The 18,923-nt window shown below is 62.5% G+C and carries 12 protein-coding genes; 5 read left to right on the top strand and 7 right to left on the bottom strand.

Annotated features, from left to right (window positions below; genetic code table 11):
* The first annotated feature begins 106 nt into the window (after positions 1–106).
* Positions 107–1,378 carry a threonine ammonia-lyase gene (gene ilvA / locus BV106_RS13950; RefSeq protein ID WP_051945787.1) on the top strand — a complete coding sequence of 424 codons (1,272 nt, stop codon included), beginning with the start codon at positions 107–109 and terminating at the stop codon, positions 1,376–1,378.
* Positions 1,379–1,607: 229 nt separating this feature from the next.
* Here ilvA and BV106_RS13945 read toward each other — a convergent pair whose 3' ends face one another.
* Positions 1,608–2,231 carry an alpha-ketoglutarate-dependent dioxygenase AlkB gene (locus tag BV106_RS13945; protein WP_038165606.1) on the bottom strand — a complete coding sequence of 208 codons (624 nt, stop codon included), beginning with the start codon at positions 2,229–2,231 and terminating at the stop codon, positions 1,608–1,610.
* Between the two features lie 769 nt (positions 2,232–3,000).
* A complete protein-coding gene (locus BV106_RS13940) occupies positions 3,001–4,203 on the bottom strand; it encodes a G protein-coupled receptor LGR4 (RefSeq protein WP_038165604.1) in 1,203 nt (400 codons plus the stop codon).
* A 174-nt stretch (positions 4,204–4,377) separates the two neighbouring features.
* Here BV106_RS13940 and BV106_RS13935 point away from each other — a divergent pair, with 174 nt between their 5' ends.
* The 4 genes from BV106_RS13935 (at position 4,378) to BV106_RS13920 (ending at position 9,030) form a co-directional block, all read left to right on the top strand.
* Positions 4,378–5,289, top strand: coding sequence for a ThuA domain-containing protein (locus BV106_RS13935; protein WP_038165603.1), 912 nt, complete (start codon positions 4,378–4,380; stop codon positions 5,287–5,289).
* A gap of 165 nt (positions 5,290–5,454) precedes the next feature.
* Positions 5,455–6,690, top strand: a complete 1,236-nt coding sequence (locus BV106_RS13930; protein ID WP_038165600.1) for a DUF1015 family protein — start codon at positions 5,455–5,457, stop codon at positions 6,688–6,690.
* Positions 6,691–6,805: 115 nt separating this feature from the next.
* Complete coding sequence (locus BV106_RS13925; protein ID WP_038165598.1) at positions 6,806–8,086, top strand: transporter associated domain-containing protein; 1,281 nt, start codon at positions 6,806–6,808, stop codon at positions 8,084–8,086.
* Entirely contained in the window at positions 8,083–9,030 is a 948-nt protein-coding gene (locus BV106_RS13920) for a CNNM domain-containing protein (RefSeq protein WP_038165596.1), read from the top strand. Before BV106_RS13925 ends, BV106_RS13920 begins: the two co-directional genes overlap by 4 nt.
* 95 nt (positions 9,031–9,125) lie before the next feature.
* On the opposite strand, the gene menD is transcribed toward BV106_RS13920, so the two are convergent.
* The 5 genes from menD to BV106_RS13895 all read right to left on the bottom strand — a co-directional run.
* Positions 9,126–10,736 (bottom strand): 2-succinyl-5-enolpyruvyl-6-hydroxy-3-cyclohexene-1-carboxylic-acid synthase, encoded by a 1,611-nt coding sequence (gene menD, locus BV106_RS13915; RefSeq protein WP_038165593.1) that lies wholly within the window; start codon positions 10,734–10,736, stop codon positions 9,126–9,128.
* A 32-nt stretch (positions 10,737–10,768) separates the two neighbouring features.
* Positions 10,769–11,785 carry a chorismate-binding protein gene (locus tag BV106_RS13910; protein WP_038165591.1) on the bottom strand — a complete coding sequence of 339 codons (1,017 nt, stop codon included), beginning with the start codon at positions 11,783–11,785 and terminating at the stop codon, positions 10,769–10,771.
* 523 nt (positions 11,786–12,308) lie between these two features.
* Complete coding sequence (locus BV106_RS13905) at positions 12,309–14,660, bottom strand: hypothetical protein (RefSeq protein WP_038165589.1); 2,352 nt, start codon at positions 14,658–14,660, stop codon at positions 12,309–12,311.
* A 159-nt stretch (positions 14,661–14,819) separates the two neighbouring features.
* Complete coding sequence (locus BV106_RS13900) at positions 14,820–17,099, bottom strand: protein kinase (RefSeq protein WP_038165586.1); 2,280 nt, start codon at positions 17,097–17,099, stop codon at positions 14,820–14,822.
* A 409-nt stretch (positions 17,100–17,508) separates the two neighbouring features.
* Positions 17,509–18,923: protein kinase (locus BV106_RS13895; protein ID WP_038165584.1), on the bottom strand; the 1,415-nt coding region annotated here is incomplete at its 5' end.

Raw genomic sequence — 18,923 nt, 5'->3', positions numbered from 1 at the left:
AGCGTGTACTGAAATCTATCACGACTCTCCTCCGCAGCCCTGGGTGATCCACCCGGGGCTTTTTTGTTTATCCGCCCAGCCTTTTCCCCAGATTTCTCCTCCCATCATGAATCCTTCCCCCACTGCCGAACCCGCCTCCTCAGCCGCCAGCGTCTCCCTTTCGGAGATCGTCGCCGCCCGTCTGCGCATCCAGGGGGCGGTGGCCCGGACGCCGTGTGTGGAGTCGGCAGCACTGAGCGAACTGACTGGGGCGCATGTCTTTTGCAAACAGGAACACCTCCAACGGACAGGGAGCTTCAAGGAGCGCGGGGCGCGCAATGCGCTGGCGCAGCTCACGACAGAGGAGACTCAGCGCGGGGTGATCGCCGCCTCGGCCGGGAATCACGCGCTGGGACTCTCCTGGCACGGTCGCCAGATGAACATCCCGGTGACGGTGGTGATGCCGAGATTCGCCCCGCTGGTGAAGGTGGCCCGCTGCCGGAGGTTCGGAGCCAATGTGGTGCTGCATGGCGACACCTTTGATGAGGCCCGGAGCGAGGCCATGCGGATGGCGGCGGTGCAGGAGTTGAAGTACATCCACCCGTTTGATGATCCCCACGTGATCGCCGGCCAGGGCACGCTGGCGTTTGAAATATTGGAGCAGGTGCCGGACGCGGACGCGATCATCGTGCCGATCGGCGGAGGCGGGCTCTTGGCCGGGGTGGCCACGGTCCTGCACGCGCTGAAACCGGATCTCCAGATCATCGGAGTGGAGCCCGCGAATGCCGCCTGCTTTGCCGCGGGACTGCAGGCGGGCGAACCCGTGCATATCTCCACCCGTTTCACCCTGGCCGATGGTCTGGCTGTAGCCGAGGCAGGCAGAAACACCCTGCAAATTGCCAAGCCACTCGTGCACCGCGTAGTGAGCGTGGGTGAAGAGGCTCTGGCACTCGCCATGCTCCGACTCGCCGAGCTGGACAAATGCGTGATCGAAGGGGCCGGTGCCACCGGGCTCGCCGCCATGCTCGCCGGGCTGCTGCCCGATCTGGCGGGCAAACGGGTGGTGCTGCTGCTCACCGGCGGAAACATCGATCCCCTCGCCCACAGCCGGGTGATCGAGCGCGGCCTGGCGGCGGATGGCCGCATCTACCGCTTCGACGCGCTCATCAGCGACCGACCCGGCGGGCTGGTGCATCTCTCGACCGTGCTGGCCCAAGCAGGGGCGAATGTCACCGAGATCGTCCACAACCGCACCTTCGCAGGACCAGATCTGTCTCGAGTGCATGTGCTCTGCACCGTGGAAACCCGGGACCGGGGGCATATCGCGGAGGTGCAGACGAAACTGGCCGAGGCGGGCGTGGAGCTGGCGGGCGCGGAAAGGCCGTTGTTCGCGGCGTGACGTCAGGGGTAGATGGATGAGGAAATAAACCACAGAGGCACAGAGAGCACAGAGGCACAGAGGCACAGAGGAGATCAAAACTTCAAACTTCAAAAAGCAAATGTCAAAAGGTCTCAGCAACCTCGTAAGATGAAAGCATCGCTCCTCATCTTGTTAATCTGAATCTAATCTTGTTAATCCTGTCTAAAAATCAGTCTCTGTGTTCTCTGTGCCTCTGTGGTTAATTTCCTCATCCTTTCTTTCCAGCATTAACAAAGGTTCTGAAGGTCAGATTCACCCGCGGCTCGCTGACTTTCTTCGTCGGAGGCAGGCGGTGGAGCCAGTGGGTTTGGGTGGGGCCTTTCATCTCGAGGAGGCTGCCGTGCTCCAGGAGGAGGGAGATGGTGCCGAGGTCGGGTCGGGTTTTGTGTTTGAAGGCGAACTTGCGCTCGGCCCCGAGGCTGATGGAGGCAATGGAGGTGTTCTTTCCCATCACCTTTTCATCGTCACTGTGCCAGCCCATGCCCTCCTCGCCGGTGTGGTAGAGATTGGCCAGGCAGGAGTTGTAGGTGGTGCCGGTGGTCTTTTCAACGAGGGCTTTGATTTCCCGTAGTTCAGGGGTCCAGGAAAGAGCGGTCTTGGTGGCGCCGGAGTAAGTGTAGGCAAAGGGAGACTCGCCGTACCAGGCCACCTTGCGGGCTGTGGTGATGCGACGGCCGTAGAGGACAACCTCGTCATGCGCCCATTGCAGGGTGGAGGTGAGGGCGGCGAGGTAGCGGTCGGCCTCGGCTAGCGTGAAGATGCGACCGTGGTAAAGCGTGACGCCGTCGCAGGGCAGCAGGTTGGCGGCGGGATCTGGCGCGAAGAGGTCCATTTTGATCGGTACGTCAGTGGGCAGTGCGTCAGTGCGTCAAGGTGTTGGAGGTGGGATTGGACGGAGGATGCGGGTTCGGATTGCGGAGGCATCAAGTTGAATCTGGGAGTGACGCAAACTCGCAGAGAGAGCCGCATTTTATCCCTGAAAGGGATATCTAGCACAGCCGAAGGTTGGACAAGCCCTAAGCGAGTCAACCTTGGGTTCTCCGAGAATAGAGCTTCAGGTGCGGAAGCCGATGGATTATCTACGAATCTCCGGCAGACTTGGAGACCCATGATGGTGGCGGGCGCGTGAGGTGGTGCGACTGAGGAGTTGCGGCCGACTGAAGTCGGTACTCCAACCCGCTTCGTTGACGTCTTGGAGTGATTGATTCGCGGAGTCCACCAGTGCCGGAGGGTGGGAGATATCCGGGGAGGCCGGTGCGTTCTCCATCTGGCGACGAAGTCGCTGTGGAGTGCGTGCGTGAAGCGCCGCTTTCGTGGCTCGTAAAGGGTGCAGGGATCCATCGGCCGAACAGGGGGCTGGATTGCCTCTTATCGCCTGCCATGCTAATACTGCCGGACAAAGCGGCGCTTCACGCCGCACTCCACAGCCCCGCGAGCGGGGCCAGGTGTTGGTCATGCCTCGAAAATTGGAAAGGGAACAAGCTGGTGTTGCTCTTGGGACTAGCTTCACCGCTTAAAAGCGGAACTCCAACCCGCTTCGTTGGAAGTCACAGGTTGGAGTTCGGATGGGTTGGTTCCTAGATCGAACCGCGAGTTTTGCCTTACTCAAACTTCAGCGCCACCTTAGGCAGGAGTTCCTTCACCTTGGCCTGCACTTCCGGGGTGTACCCCTTGGGGCGATTCACGATGCGCAACTCCTTGAGATGGGAGAAGGATTTGAGCAGAGGGAGGCGTTCGTCGGTGAGTTCCACGCTGTTCAGCTCGAGGCTTTCCAGGCCTTTGATGCCCGCGACGGCCTGCAAGTCCGCATCACCAAGGGACTTGGCGTTGGTCAGGGTGAGGCGGCGGAGGGTGGTCATGCCTTTGATGGCGGCGATGCCTTCCGGGGCATCGAGACCATCGCCGAGTTGCAGGTATTCCAGCGACATCTTGGCCACGTGGACAAGGCTGCCGGGCGTGGCATTCTTGCTGCCGAGCTCCAGGCCTTTGAGCTTGGTGAGCTTGGGCAACTGCGCCACACCAGCATCACCGAATTTGGCGTGAGCGAGGCTGATGCTCTCCAGATTGGAAAACTTCGCGCAGAGCAGGGTGAGGCCTTCGTCATCGATGCTGCTGCCGCGATGGCTCACGCGGGTGAGCGCGGTCCACCCCTCGAACTTGGCATAGGCATGCCCCTTCATCCCGGTGCCTACAAAGGAGAAGGCCTCGAGCTGCTTCAGCCCAGCGAGCTTTTCCAGACCGGCATCGCTGAGCTTGCCGTTGTTGGTGAACTTGAGCGTCTTCAACGTCTTGAGCTTGCCCAGAGGGGCGATCCACTCGTCGTTGGCCTTGGTGGCGATGATGTTGAGCGACTCGATCTTGGAAAGCTGGCCCACGTGCTCAAAGAAGGCTGCATCATAGGGATCGGTCTTGCGATGATCATGCGGACCCGCATTGGGGATGCCGAGGTCCACCGACTTCAGGGTATCGAAGAGGGCGATGTCCCCACCGGCAGCCTGTTTGAGGCTGTCGGGTGTGGCGTTGATCTTCTCCGCCTTGCCGGGCGAGATCTCGATGGCCTTCAGGATGGCCTCGACGTGCGTCTTCTCATAGGCAGCGGCGAGAATGGCGGCGGCGTTGTCTTTGATGGCCTGCTTGAGCTTCGCATCGGCCGTCTCCGCGATCACCTTGTCCAGATCCGCCTGCGTCTTCACGCCCGCGAGGGTATCCCCGGGTGCGGAGAAGGCGAACGGAGAAACAGAGAACAATGCGGCCAGGGAGCAGGCCAGGAGCACGGAAGAGCGACGACGGAGTTGGAAGTTCATGAGAGGGTGGGATGCGAGACGAGGCAAAGCTACAGAAAAACTCCACTCCCCTGGCGCTTCTTATACATATCCGCCGGAACCCCCGAAAGCTCGGGGGTTCCGGCGTTGGGAGAAGTTGCGCCACCGGCTTGCAAGACATCGCCCGGGCCGCCGTACCTGTGCCCCGATCCTCCTATGAAACTGCACCGCCTTCTGCACACCCTCACCTTCACCGCGGCCCTGCTGGTCGCCGTCACCGCCTCCGCTGCGGACAAACTCAAAGTTCTGATCGTGGATGGTCAGAACAACCACAACTGGCAAAACACCACGCCGGTGCTGGTGCACGCGCTGGAGAGCAGCGGCGCATTCACCGTGGCGGTCTCCACCGCGCCGGTGAAAAACTCGCCCGCCGAGGCCTGGAAGACGTGGCAGCCGAAGTTCGCCGACTACGCGGTGGTGGTGAGCAACTACAACGGGGCCGACTGGCCAGAAGACGTGCAGAAGAGCTTCGAGACCTTTGTACAAAACGGCGGCGGCTTCGTCTCCGTGCATGCCGCGAACAACTCCTTCCCCAACTGGAAAGCCTACAACGACATGATCGGCGTGGGTGGCTGGGGCGGGCGGAATGAGAAGAGCGGCCCCTGGCTCTATGTGAAGGAAGGCAAGCTCTTCCGCGACACCACGGCCGGCAACGGCGGGGCTCACGGCCCGCAGCATGAATTCCTCATCCAGACCCTGAATGCCGCCCACCCGATCACCAAGGGGCTGCCAAAGACCTGGATGCACGCCAAGGACGAGCTGTACAGCAAGCTGCGCGGCCCGGCGGAGAATGTGGAGATCCTCACCGCCTCCACCTCTGACCTGACTGGGGTGCTGGAGCCCAATACGATGGTGCTGAGCTACGGGAAGGGGCGAGTCTTACACACCACCCTGGGTCATGCGGACTACTCGATGCTGGACCGCGGCTTCTACACTCTGCTCCAGCGCGGCACCGAGTGGGCGGCCACGGGCAAGGTGGTGGCCACCGCCGCCGTCCCGGCCGATTTCCCGACTGCGGAGAAGGTCTCCGTGGTGACTCTGGAGGGCTACCCGAAGCCTGCCAAGTAACTGAGGCAAGGTGCTCAGTTTCATGCTTTTCCCGCCGGAAACCAGCCCGAGGAGGGCTGGTTTCTGCGCATTCGGCGGGCAGGATTGTCAGCGCCCCCGGCTTGCACATTGAGTCTGGCACCGCTACAGACACCCTCTCAGTCGATTCGTTTTCCGTCACACCCCATGCAGCTTCGCTCCTTCCAGGGCCTTGTGCCCACTCCCGAACTCGCGCCTCAAGTCGCGGCCGTGCCCTATGACGTCGTCAACCGTGCCGAGTCCAAGGCACTGGGCGAAAGCAACCCAATCAACCTGATTCACGTGGACCGCGCGGAGATCGACCTGCCGGACACCGTGGGTGACTACGACGACGCCGTGTACGCCAAGGCGGTCGAGAACTTCAAGAAACTACAGTCCGACGGCGTGCTCGTGCGCGAAGCCGCCCCCTGCATGTACCTCTACCGTCAGGTGATGGGCGAGCACGCCCAGACCGGCCTGGTGGGCGTGTGCAACATTGAGGACTACGAGAACGACATCATCCGCAAGCACGAGAAGACGCGGAAGGTGAAAGAGGACGACCGCACCCGCCTGGTGGATGAGCTCAGCGCCAACACCGGCCCGATCTTCCTGACTTACCGCGACCACGCTGGTGTGCTGGCCCTGACCAAGAAGCACGAGACCGAGGACGCGCCGATCAACGACTTCGTAGCTCCCGATGGCATCCGTCACCAGGTGTGGCGTCTGCCCGCAGAGACCTGCGAGGCGATCAGCAAGTACTTCGCGGATGAGATCCCCCTCGCCTACGTGGCGGATGGTCACCACCGCAGCGCCAGCGCCGCCCGCGTGGGCAAGGAGCGCCGCGACAACAACCCGAACCACACGGGCCAGGAGAACTACAACTGGTTCCTGAACGTGCTCTTCCCTGCCAGCGAGCTGAAGATCCTCCCCTACAACCGGGCGGTGAAGAACCTCAACGGCCACTCCCTGCAGGAGTTCCTGGAAAAGATCGGCTCCATCTTCAGCATGGATCCCAATGGCAAGAAGACGCCGGAGAAGGCGGGCGAGGCCTGCATGTACCTCGGTGGCGTGTGGCACACGCTGAACTGGGAGCCCACTCCGGACGCAACGCCGGAAGACGCGCTAGACGTGAGCATCCTGCAGCAGCGGGTGCTGGCTCCGGTGCTGGGCATTGACGATCCGCGCACGAGCGACCGGATCGACTTCATCGGCGGCATCCGCGGCACGGCGGAGCTGGAAAAGCTGGTGGACAGCGGCTCCCACGCCGTGGCCTTCAGCATGTACCCCACCACGGTCTCGCAGCTCATGGACATTGCCGACGCCGGCCAGATCATGCCGCCCAAGAGCACCTGGTTCGAGCCCAAACTGCGTTCGGGCCTCTTCATCCATACCCTCGAAGACTGACGCCTGAATGCGTGCCGGGCGGTGTTGATGAAAGAATTCACACCGCCTTGGCCCACATCCGGCATAAGACCCTTTCCCGGGATGGCTTCTCCGCGAAGACCATCCCTGCCTTGCGATGAGTCTGCTGGTGCCTGTCATCCTATCCCTCGCCTTTGCGGTGCTGCTCTATGTGGCAGCGAGCTTCTCGGCGCTGGAGACGGCATTGTTTGTCCTGCGTAAGAAAGGTTCCCCTTCGGAAGGCATTGCCGGCGTCAAGGGACGTGCTCAATACGCCCCGGAGATCAAGGATCCCCTCTCCGCCCTGCCCGAGGTGCTGCTGCTGGGCAGCTTCTGCAATCTGGTGCTGGCCACCATCGGTCTCTGGCTGGTGATGGGACCGCTGCGCGGTTTGGGTGGGAACCCGTGGATCAGTGGTCTGGCCCTCTTTGGCACCGGTTTTGTCGTGGTGGAGTTCCTGCCCAATGCCCTGGCGCTGCGCTCCCCTACCCGCACCCTGCGACGCACGCTGCCACTCTTTCTCGCGGTGCGAGGCTTCTGCCGCCCGGTCACCCAGTACCTCCGCCAGACCAGCGAGGGGCTGGCCACCTTCTTCGCGCCAAAGAAGGTGAAACCCCGCCACAACCTTCTGCCGGAGGAGGTGGAGACCCTCATCGACATGAGGGAGGAGCAAGGGGCTCTGGGTGCCGATGAGGCAGCATTGTTGCGCTCCGTGATCGATCTCAACAGCCTGACCGTGCGCGATGCCATGACCCCGCGCGTGGACCTGCTGCTCATGCCGCATGATGCGGGTGAGATGGAAGCCCTGCACACCCTGGAGAGCAGCCGCCAGCGCTTCGTCCCCGTGTACGATGAAAAGCAGGACGCCATTGCCTACCTCGTGGATGTGCAGCGCTGGAAGCTGGCGGGCCGCCCGCACTGGAGCACTCTGACCGTGGAGCCCATCTTCGTGCCAAAGACGATCCTCCTCGTTGAAGCCTGGCGTCAGCATCTGCCTGCGGAAGATTCGGCCGCCGTGGTGGTGGATGAGTACGGCGGGTTCGAAGGTCTGCTCACCCGCGAGAAGTTCGTAGAGCTGCTCCTCGCCAAGACGGCACCCGCACCGGGCAACACCATCGGCATCCAGCCCATCGGCCCTGACCGCTACCTGGTACAAGGAAACACGCGTCTGGAGGAGGTGGAGCGGGAGCTCGGCATCACCCTGCCCCCGTCAGAAAGCGTGGACACCGTGGCCGGTCTGGTCATGAACCGCTTTGGCTACCCGCCCAAGCCGGGTGAACAGCTCACGCTGGAGCAGGTGGTCATCAAGGTGAAGCGCACCTCACGCGCCCGGATTCTGCAGCTGGAGCTGCAGGTCTTGGAAACAACTGATGAAAACGGGGAGGCCAAGGAGGCATGAGTGCGGCCATTATTTTCATCAGTCTCGCCCTCGCCTTCCTCCTTTCCGGGGTGGAGAGCGCCCTGCTCACCATCAGCCGTGTGCGCACCCGTCACTCTGCAGAGGCGGGTGACAAGTCCTCCTCCCGACTTCTCGCCCTGCTGGAGCACCGGGTGGAGTTGCTGCACACCGTCACGGCGTTGAATCACTGCTTCAGCCTCCTGGGCTATCTGTTGAGCGTGCGCGAGCTGGTGCGAGCCCTGGGCCCCTGGGGCTGGCTGGTGGCGCTGGTGGTCCTGACCCCGCTTTTCCTGGTGTTGCTGGAACTACTGCCCAAGCAGCTCTTCCATCGTTATCCGCTGGGCGTATTGCGTCTCTTGACGAAGCCGCTGGCCATCCTGCTGAAGCTCGCGCGCCCCTGGCTGGCCCTGGCCCATCTCTTCCAGTCCCGGGTGCTCAATGATGTGCCGGAAGAAAGTGATCAACGCAGCATGGCCTCCCTGGCCAAAACCGTGGAATCCCTGTGCGTGCTGCGCCCTACGGTAGGCAGCATGTTGCACAAGGCCGGTCGCCTGCAGGAAGTATGCGCGCAGGATGCGATGATGCCGCTCAAGCAGGTCACCGCCCTCTTCCCGGAGATGCCCGTCTCCAGCGCCCTGGTGCTGTGCCGCGAGCAAAACCACGCCTGGCGTCCCGTCATGGGCACCAATGGTGCCCTGCTCGGCTGGCTGGACGTGGCCGCCTTGCCCTCCCGCATCCAGCCCGACAAGATGGTGCGCCAGTTCATGCGCCCCCTTTCGCAGATGAAGACCTCAGAGTCCGCCCTGCGCTGCCTGCAAGCCCTGCGCAAACGCGGCGAGCCCATTGCTGCCGTAGTGAACGACGACGGCGAAGCCGTGGGCGTGCTCACGCAGCAGGCGCTGCTGGGGATCATCCTCGCGACGAATGGACCGACAAAATGCTGAATTAGGAATTATGAATTAGAAATGAAATGCCTCTGGCTCTCAAGTTCAGCCCAGGAAGAAGCTTCATTCATCATTCCTAATTTCTAATTCCTAATTCAAAATTGTTTCCAAAACGCCGCCGTCTGCTTCGCATCGGGACGCACTTCCCACACCGTACAGGCTGACTGATCCGCAGCGGTGTGTGCAGCCGTCAGATCTTCGAGGTTAGTGATCAACTTGTAGTCTATGCCCCACATCTGAGCCCAGGGGGCGAAGGTGAGGGTGTGGGAGTTCTCCATCACCTTGCGGGCCTCGGGGCCGGCGTTCTTCAGCCAGGCCACGCGTGAGAAGATCTTGCCGCCGCCGTTGTTAATGATGACGAGTCGGCGCTTCGCGGGTGGAAGCTGGGCGAGAATCCAGGGGGCGCTGAGATCGTACAGGGTGCTGAGGTCGCCGATGATGAGCCAGGACTCGGCGGCATCAGCCGCGACGCCGAGCCAGGTGGAGACGAGGCCGTCGATGCCGTTGGCTCCTCGATTCGCCCAGGTGCGGCAGCCAGTTGGGAGCGCGGGCACGGCCAGGTTCCACTCGCGGATGGGCAGGCTATTGCCCAGAAACACCGTGGCCCTGGGGGCAATGCACCCGGCCAGGTGCCGCATCCAGGCGGGCTCTGAGAGCGGGAGGGATTCGAGGAAACAATCCAACACCGACGCCGGTGGCAGATGGATCGTGTTTTCAGGCTGCGGCGGAAGCGGCGAGGAAAGGGTTTCCCACGGCACCAGTGCGACATTTTCTGTCCGGGCCAGGCCGCGGAAGGGGGCGCGGCTGACATTGAGCACTCGAACCTCAGGTCGGTCTTCCAGATCCCGCCACCAGCGCCAGGAGGGCACGGCACCAAGCCGGAGGACACGTTGGGGATCGAGAAGCTTCAACACCCGCTCGCTGGCGGGCAGCAGGTAGGGATTCAGACGGGGTTCGCCGAGGAGGTTGGACGTGGCTTCAGCGACGATCGGAGCCTGGAGCGCGGCGAGGATTTCCACCGCTGCCGGGACGTCATCAGGATGAATGCCGGCCGCCACCACGGCGAGGGGGCCTTGAGCCGCCCAGAACTCGTCCCAGTCCTGCGCCGCGAGAATCGCCAGTGCTTCGGGCGCTTCATAGGGCGGAGCCGCTGGGGAGGCCTCCGGGAGGTCCGCGATCAGATCCTCTTCCAGGCAGACGTTGAAATGCATCGGCCCCGGCCGGGCGGAGATGGACTCTGCATGTACGAAACTGCCATCGGCCCGATCTTCGAGCTCCACGGTGCGCACCACGTACTTGGCAAAGATGCCCTCCTGCTCGACGGCCTGGGGCGCGCCGCTGCCGCGGTATCGCGAGGGGCGGTCGGCAGTCACGACCACGAGGGGGGCGCCTTGGTAGTAAGCCTCCATCACGGCGGGAAAGAGCTCGGCCACCGCAGTGCCGCTGGTGGTGATGACGGCCACCGCCTTGCGGGTCTCCATGGCACGGCCGAGCGCGAAGAAGGAGGCGCAGCGTTCTTCAAAGAAGTGCCGCACCGTGAGGTCGTGTGCTTCGGCGCGATCCAGAATGACGGCCAGTAGCGGCGCATTGCGCGCGCCGGCGGCCACGCAGTACTCCGCCACGCCCAGCGCATCCAGTTCCGCCAGCAACTGAGCGACCACGCGGGCGTTCGCGTTGCCAGAGCCAGAGGCGGCGGGATCAGCCATGCAGGAGGGTGGAGATGGGAGGAACGAAGGGCCTACAGCCCCAGGAGACGGGCCACGGACTCGCGCTTCAGGCGCAGCTCCCGCCACTCGTGGTCGAAGGCGCTGCCACCCACGATGCCACAGCCGCTGGAGAGCATGACTTTGTCGCCATCCCAGCCAATGCCACGGATGGACACCACGGCGTGGAAGGCATTCCCCACCTTGAGGCCGAAGGGCGCGCCGAAGTAGTCCGGAGCCTGAAGCTGGCGGCGGTATTCCGTGAGCTTTTCCAGGCTCACCTCATCCCGGGGCAGGCAACCCACGGCAGGCGTGGGGTGCAGACGGCGTACCAGGCTGTTGAGATCGGGGTCGCCCTCCAGCTCCACCGCCACCTCAGTGCGGAAGTGGGTGAGTCCGGCAGCCTCGCTGGTCTGGCGTTCCCCTTTTTGCACCTTGCCCAAGGGGGCTAGGACATCCTGGAGGAATCCGGCGACCAGTTCGTGCTCCTCGATCTCCTTGGCATCGGTGACAAAGCTTTCGCGACCGTTCGGCTTGGCGGTACCCGCCAAGGCCATGGTCTCCAGGCGGGAGCCCTCCTTACGAAGGAGCAGCTCCGGGGTGGCCCCCAGGAATCCCTTGTCGCCCTGGATCCGGGCGTAGCCCCAGAGGCCGCTCGGAGCTTCCATCACCCGATTGAGCAGGGCGGTGAGGTCAGTCTTGCCATTTTGCTGCAGCAGCGTGCCGGACTCCGTGAGCACGGGCACCATCTTGCGCAGCTTGTGGGAAAGTACGTCCTTGCGGATGCGGCGGAAGGCCATCTTGAACCACTCCGTGGCGGGCTTTTGCCAGACGATCCGGGGCTGGATTTCGGTCACAGAAAAGTGCTCCGGCAACGCTCCGGCGGGCACCTCCGTGAGGCGGGAGGGAATCTTCCAAGGGGTCGGGCTGGAAAGTGCGAAGTCGTTCACATAGAAGGCATCACCGGGCGGCGGCTCCGCTGCTTCCGCAAACGGCCCCTCCCCGATCCATGCCTTTCCGTCTGGAAGCCTGAATAATGCGAGATCCATCATCACTGAGTTCGGCCTGCACTTTGCGCGGGATGCGGGGAAGTGCAAACCGGGAGGTGGAGGTGGGAGCTGCGACGCGCCAAAATCCGGCGTCGCTCCCGGACGCGGCGGGGCTGCTCATGCCCAAGGAGCGGCGGTTTGTGCTTGCACAGCCGCCAGGGTGACCGGAGGCACTGATGGGGCGCTCCGTGGCAGGAAACGTCGGGAAGGTTATGGCTGCATTTCGTTTCTTGGTGCCGTTGGGGAAACTCGACGTGCTGGGAAACTTGTGCCGCGACCGCGTAAACGCGGAACTCCAGCACTGAGCCCAAGCGTGAATGGAAGTATTGGGATGGAATACTCACCCGTTCCGGAGGGACGCCGGATCTCGCAGGCCGGGGAGAGGCTTCATTGGGGAGAAGACAGCGCTTCTCCGTAGCGACTGAGACGGCTGGGACAACCGGACTACGCCTGGAGCGACGCCGCTGACTGAACCGGCGGGACGCCGGTAACACGCACAGGCGGGACGCCTGTGTCACCTACCTCCTCAGATGTCGTTAGGGATCTCAAACACGAATCCGCCGTTGGGAATGAGGTGCTGAAACTGCTGACCGAGAACGATCTGGTCCAGCGCCACGTCTTGAATGACGCTGTTGGCCAGGTTCGTGAGTTGCTGTGGATCCACGTCATCCCCAGCGTGGAGGGCGCGGAGGAAGCCGCGCACGTCCCCTACGGGTTCACCGTGGAAGAAATCATGGTCCATCACTTCGTCCATGCTGATGCGATGCTCTGGGGTCCGCCGGAGCATGCTGGTCAGGAGGAGTTCCAGCCTGGCCTGCTCTGGATCGTTGCGATCAATGAGCGCCTGCAGGTTCAGCTGTGTTTCCTCATCCGTGTTCCCGATCACCTGCTGCCCGGGGAAGAAGGCCTCGGCCATGGCCACGCCGAGCATCCAGACATCGGACTTGAGCAAGTTCACCTCCTGCCCGGTCCGCTGCGGCAGGTCCACACAGTTATTTATCAGGCGGACCAGCTTGGCCGACTCCTCCATCCAGATCTCAGCGTGGTGTTCCCCTCGCCCGTTCTGCAGTTTGCGCTGAAGCTCTTCGAGTCTGGGAAGAACAAAATCCAGCTCATTCAACACCGCTTCGTCTCCCAAGCCCCGGCACAGTTCCTGAATCCGGCCAAGGCTGCCGTTGATTCCGAGGTTCAACTCTTCGATGAGTTCCTGTCGGTTTCCGAGTTCCTGATGGAAGAGAGAAAGCTCGGGCACGTCCTCACTGCCGTCTCGACGTGGAAATCGCAGGTCAGTGGACAGCGGGTAAGTCTGCAAGCCTGGCAGGGTCTTCAGGCCGGTCTTGAAGTTGCCCACCTTGACCACGCCATCTTTCAGAAACAGCGTATCCAGGCAGGGGTTGCCATGGCTGATTCCCCGGGCATGCAAGGCCGTGAGCCCTGCGGAGGCATCACGGAAGACGCTGCGCAACACGCGGCGGCGCAGTCGGGCCTTGTTCCCCTCGGAGAGTTCCGCCAGAGTTCCCTGGTCTCCCACCAGGCCGTCGATCTGGCCCATCAGATTGATGGCACTGCCTCCGGAGCAATCCTCCAGGCAGAGCACATTGCCCACCCCGTTGTGATAGGTGCCCATGAGGCGGACCACATTCTCATGGTTGGGGACCTGGGAGTGGATGATGAGTTCGTGGAAAGATTCCCAGGCGAGGTTTTCAGCGTCTTCTTCAGAGGCCCCCGGGGCCAGGATCCTCTCCTTCACCACGATGCCATTCCCTTCCTGGTCCTGACAGCGGCGCACGGAGGTGCCGAGGCTCAAGGAGACCATGTCCGGGAACCCATCCCGATCCAGGGCCACAATGTTGTACTGCGAGAGGTTCACCAATTCCTCTGGAGCGAGCGTCGATTTACAGGCCAGGCCATTGACGATGCCGGCGTAGAGCCGGTTCAGCGCCCGGTCCACCATCGCCCAGCGTCCATTCTCCAACAGATCATGCGCCAGGTTCCCGGAGGGGTCCAACTTTTCCAACAGGCCCTTCTTGAAGCTTGCGCAGGAGCACGAGGCAAACTTCTCCCAGGTGGCCCCACCCCGGTCCAGATCCGCAAACATGCGGGGCAGCAACTTGTCCACCGCCTTGTTCAATCCAGCTTCATCGCCATCCAACATGGCATTGCGAAGCAAGTTGCCATCCTTCTTGCTCAGATAGCCTTTGGCATCCAGCCAGTCCCTGCCGAGATCCTCGATGCCAACCGACTGGAGCTGAAACTCCAGATCCAGCGCCGCGGCGATGGCGAAGTCCAGCATGGCCTCCGCCTTCTTGCGCAAGTCCACCCCCTGAGGCAGGCTGCCGGCATAGTCCTCCAGATGCTTGCAAAGCTCCCGCAGACAGTTGAGGCGAGCCTTCAAGTCATTGGGTGAAATTTTCTGAAACTCCCGGGACTTCTGGTACACCTTCTCCGCCAGCTCCCTGCTCGAACCTTCGTCCTTGCCAAGCTTCGAGGAAATCTTGTACCCCAGGTTGGAGAGCTTGATTCCGACCAGATCCAGCTTCGACTTCTTCAAGAAGATCTGGATGCCAAACCCGCCCACCTCCTTGTCCACGGTGAACTGATAGTCGTCGTACTTTTTCTGCATGCCGGAGACGTTCAACGCGCGGTCCCGGTAGCGCTGGGCGATGCTGGGGTGGATGATGACCTCCTCCGGGGTGCCGTGATACTCATGCGGCGGCAGGATGCGGATCACAGGAAGCAACCGGACCTCTCCGTCGTTCGAGAGGGTGATTCGACCGATGTCCGGGTTATAGTGGTCACTGTCATTGCGCAGGTTGATGATGCGCTGGTCCGTGACGCTCCGGTTGCTGTTGTAGTCGTAACTGTAGTTTGGATTCATATGGCCAAGGCGGTGGTTCAGGTTCGTTCATGCCAGGACTCAGGCACCCGCCTCAAAAATAGAGGCGGTGGAGGAGCCATCCCGGCACAACCCTCCCAGGCCCGGCGGCCACGCCGGGTTTTATGAAATCACCAAGAATCCGCCGGACCGGCGGCGAGGTCAGAGCAGGGCGACCTGCCTTGCGGACTCCTCCAACTCGATCCGGCTGCTGCCGCTGGAGCTCAGCTTCTGGACGAATTCCCGCACCTGCGGGTTGTCGAGCGCCAGTTCCTGGAAATAGGGATCCTCCAGCGCCTGGGCGACGGTGATGCGCTGATTGGGATCACGGTGCATCATCTTGTCGAGCAGGGCGTCGAGGCGCTCGTCGGTGGGTGGCAGCACGCCGGGGTGAGCCTTTTCCCAACGCTGCAGGCGGTACTCCGTGAAGGTCTGGGTGCTCTCTTTGCCATACTTGGCGATGTTTGCGCCCGCCTTGGCCGTCTGCCCCTGCGCTCCCTCATCGAAGGGCGAACCGCTCTCCCCGGGCCCGCTGGAATAGGCCAGCTCACAAAGAGTGAGCCCCAGCCCCCAGACGTCCACTTTGTTGACATCCAGAACCCGCCCCGTGGAGGATCCCGGGATGGCGGCGAGCTCTTTTGTCAGAGCGGCCAGGCGCTCCGTGACCTCGCCCCATTGCCGCGACAGGGCGCGTTCATCCCCCTCCCCATTGCGAAGCTGGGTCTGGATGGTGAGGAGCTCATCCTTGATCCGGCGGAACTCCTCGACGGGAGCAGGATCGCTGAACTTCTCATAGGCCGCCTCGATGGCGGTGAGATCAAGCCCTGGAATGGATCTGAATCCACAGAGGTGGAGAGCTAGCTTGGGCGGAAGGCTCATGGCTTCCAGCATCTCCGGCGGGAGATAGCTGGGATTATCCACATACTGGTGATCGATGGGCAGCTCATAGAGACCGCCCTGCTGCCTCACGCCGGTGCCGAAGTCGCCCACCTTGACCACGCCGTCGCTGCCGATGAAGGCGTTGCCACCCTTGAAGTCCAGATGGGCCACGCCCTTCTCATGGATGCGGGCCAAACCCCGGGCCATGTCCCGGATCACAAGGCCCACTGTCAGCTGCCGCACCTTCCCCTGCTGATCAGGGGTGAGCTCCCGAAGCGACTCCAGGTCTTGCAGCTTCACTCCCAGTTCATCCACGCCACCATTCGAACAATGCTCGATGCAGAGGGTGGTGTTCTTGCCGTTGTGCACGACGCCCTTGAGCGCAATGAGGTTCTCATGCCCGTCCTCACCCTGCACCAGGGCATGCATCTCTGCCTCATGATGGGAGAGTTGCGCGCGTTCCTCGATCGTCACCCGTTCATCGAGGCTAGTCTCGGTCTCGCCCGCTTCCTTGGGCACCTTCACGACCATCTTGCTGCCGTCTGAGCCGTCATACAGATAGACCACCCCGAAACCACCGCGACCGAGGATGGCGCCGCCTGAGCCAATGGAACGCTCCTTCGTCCCCTCCCCCCCATGGGGCTCCAGGCGGAGCGTGCCGATTTGCAGGGTGCTGCCGGTGCCCTGGGAGCCATGCCCGGGGTTCAAGCCATTTACCACGCCAGCATAGAGACGGTCCAGCGCCTGATTCACCTGGTTTTTCACCTCGTTGGGATCCGGCATCTTCATCAACCCGCCAAGCTCGGGGTCCGCCTTGATGATCTGCTGGGAGAGCTGGGCGCGCAGCCGGATGCCTGCACTGCCGGCAAACTTCCCGCCGTCCACGCCCTTGCGGCCCAGTTCCACGACGATGCGATTGGCCATGTCTCCCACCACGCCGTTGAGCGCCTCCTGATCGCCCACTTTGGCGGCCAGCGCAAAAGCCTCATAGGTCTCGGCAAGGATCCCCTTGGGTCCGTAGATCCCGGGCCCCAGATCGCTCAAGCCGGGCTCCTGCATCTGGGACTTCAGCTTGATCATCTCTCCACGGACAAACTCCTTGAGGCCAGCGATGCGATCACCGAGCCGCGCCTTGGCAGACTGGCTGCCATAGTTGTCCAGTGCGGCGGAGAGCTCCTGCAACACTTCCAGGCGCTCCTGCGAGGCGTGGTCAGGCAGCCTCTGGTAGGTATCTGCCAGCTTCTTGATGTCCTGCAGATGGCTGCTGCCGCTCCACTCCGTCCGACCCAGCTTGCCGGGGAAGAGGCTCAGAAAGCTGGCCATGCGCCGGCTGGAGACCTCCTCGGGTGTCTTCTTGAGCAGGGCCTTGATGCCCGCCCGGCTGATGGTCTGATCCTGCCGAAGCTCCAGGTCGCGCAGCGGCTTCATGGCTTCTGGAGCGAGCGCCTTTCCCTTGATCTTGGCCGCCACCGAGGGATGCACGGCGTCCGATGTGACACCGACCTGCCGGGCCATAGGAGCCAACTGGGTGATGGGGGTGTTCTGGATGTTGGTCAGGTTCATGGAATTGACAGGTCGGATGCGGATGCAGATGCAGATGAATTTGAGACCGGGGAGGCCCGCATGCCTTCTACTCTGGCTGCATGGATGAAAAAGTTACAAGAAAGATGCCGATGCACCGCTTTGACTTGCCTGGGTTTTTCCGGCTTCGAACATAGGCGGTTGGCAGTAATCCTGATGGCCCAGCCGCCGATTCAAGGTCGCAACGCCTGACCATTCAAGGAGCGGCGGTTTGTGCTTGCACAACCGCCGATGGTTGCCGGAGGAGAAGGCGCTCCGAGCAAGAAAGGAGCAGCAAGACCGCATAGGGTCTTGGGTCTTTGGCGATCACTCACTCCGCTTCCGCCCGGCGGTTGGGCAAGCACAAACCGCCGCTCCTTGGGGGCTCATTGACACTTGGCCGCGGTGGATCTCAAAGCGCGCCGACGAGCTTGGCGGACTCCTCAATCTCGACCTTGCTGCTGCCGCTGGAGGTCAGCTTCTGGACGAAATCCCGCACCTGCGGGTTGTCGAGGGCCAGTTCCTGGAAGTAGGTATCCTCAAGGGCCTGATCCAGGGAAATTCGCTGGTCGGGGTCGTGGTGCAGCAGCTTGTCCAGCAGGGCGTCGAGTCGCTCGTCGGTGGGTGGCAGGATGTCCGGGTGCTGCTGGGCCCACTTCTCCAGGCGGTATTGCGTGAAGGTCTTGGTACCGTCCTGGGCATACCCGGTGATGTTGGCCGCCGTCCGTCCGGAGTTGCTGCCTTCAAAAGGCGAGCCGCTGCCGTGGTCGTCCGAGTAAGCGAGCTCACACATGGTGATGCCCAGTGCCCAGACGTCCACCTTGGTGACATCTACAACCTGACCGGTGGTGATGCCTTCGCTCTTCCGGATTCCCGCGACCATGGACTCCAGGCTGCGGACGGCCGTGTTCCACTCCTGCACCAGGGTGTCCTTGTCGCTCCCCTCCTCTCCCGCCCGCTGCTGGATGTCCTGGAGCGTGCCTTTGATGCGCTGAAACTCTTCCTGGGGCCCAGGATGCCCAATCTGGGCATAAGCCTCCTCAAACTTGTCCAGATCAAAGGAGGCAATCCACTCCTTGTCCATAAAGGCGCGGACCAGCGACCGGTGCGGCGGCAGACTCGTGAGCTCCAGGACCTCCGGCGCCAGGTAGGCGGGGGCGTCGGGAAAATGGTAGTTGGTGGGAACCTCAAAACGGCCCTCCTGCAGCTTCACCGATGAGCCCAGATCGCCCACCTTCGCCACGCCGTCGCGGCCCAGGAACACGTTCGCCCCCTTGAAGTCCTGGTGCCCCACCCCGTTCTGGTGCATGTGATTCAGACCCCGGGCCATGTCCCGGCTCATGAGGCCGATCGCCTGCCGTCGGGCGTGCGATTGCTGGTCCGGCGAGAGGCCCGAGAGCATCTCCGAGTCCCACAGCTTCCGGCCCATGCCGGGCACACTCCCGTTCGGGCAGTACTCCAGGCAGATGGTGGTGTTCTTGCCATTGTGCATCGTGCCCACCAGGCGGACCAGGTTCTCGTGCCCCTCTTCCCCCTGGGCCAGGCGGTGGATCGAAGCCTCATGATGCGAATCGTGCGCCTTCTCCTGGAGCTTCCCGAACTTTTGGTCCCCGACCATCTGGCTCACACCCTCATCGAGCTGCTCCTTGACGACGATCTTGCTCCCATCCGTACCGTCATAGATGAAGACACTGCCGAAGCCGCCTTCATCCAGCGAGGCCCCGCCAGCACTGACGTGGACGTCCTTCGCCCCCACCGCCCCTTGGGGTACATAGCGAGTCTCCTCCACAGCCAAGGTGCCATCCGTGCGAACTCGACCGTGGCCCT

The sequence above is a fragment of the Verrucomicrobium sp. BvORR106 genome (assembly GCF_000739655.1).
In the GTDB taxonomy this organism is placed as follows: Bacteria; Verrucomicrobiota; Verrucomicrobiia; order Verrucomicrobiales; family Verrucomicrobiaceae; genus Verrucomicrobium.
This window is presented reverse-complemented; position numbering and strand designations above follow the sequence as displayed.

What these genes read in the sequence shown, in the direction of transcription:
- BV106_RS13940 (WP_038165604.1), bottom strand. Translation starts at nt 4,203, where the DNA reads ATGAACTTCCAACTCCGTCGTCGCTCTTCCGTGCTCCTGGCCTGCTCC.
- BV106_RS13925 (WP_038165598.1), top strand. Translation starts at nt 6,806, where the DNA reads ATGAGTCTGCTGGTGCCTGTCATCCTATCCCTCGCCTTTGCGGTGCTG.
- BV106_RS13905 (WP_038165589.1), bottom strand. Translation starts at nt 14,660, where the DNA reads ATGAATCCAAACTACAGTTACGACTACAACAGCAACCGGAGCGTCACG.
- BV106_RS13935 (WP_038165603.1), top strand. Translation starts at nt 4,378, where the DNA reads ATGAAACTGCACCGCCTTCTGCACACCCTCACCTTCACCGCGGCCCTG.
- BV106_RS13945 (WP_038165606.1), bottom strand. Translation starts at nt 2,231, where the DNA reads ATGGACCTCTTCGCGCCAGATCCCGCCGCCAACCTGCTGCCCTGCGAC.
- BV106_RS13930 (WP_038165600.1), top strand. Translation starts at nt 5,455, where the DNA reads ATGCAGCTTCGCTCCTTCCAGGGCCTTGTGCCCACTCCCGAACTCGCG.
- BV106_RS13910 (WP_038165591.1), bottom strand. Translation starts at nt 11,785, where the DNA reads ATGATGGATCTCGCATTATTCAGGCTTCCAGACGGAAAGGCATGGATC.
- BV106_RS13900 (WP_038165586.1), bottom strand. Translation starts at nt 17,099, where the DNA reads ATGAACCTGACCAACATCCAGAACACCCCCATCACCCAGTTGGCTCCT.
- BV106_RS13920 (WP_038165596.1), top strand. Translation starts at nt 8,083, where the DNA reads ATGAGTGCGGCCATTATTTTCATCAGTCTCGCCCTCGCCTTCCTCCTT.
- ilvA (WP_051945787.1), top strand. Translation starts at nt 107, where the DNA reads ATGAATCCTTCCCCCACTGCCGAACCCGCCTCCTCAGCCGCCAGCGTC.
- menD (WP_038165593.1), bottom strand. Translation starts at nt 10,736, where the DNA reads ATGGCTGATCCCGCCGCCTCTGGCTCTGGCAACGCGAACGCCCGCGTG.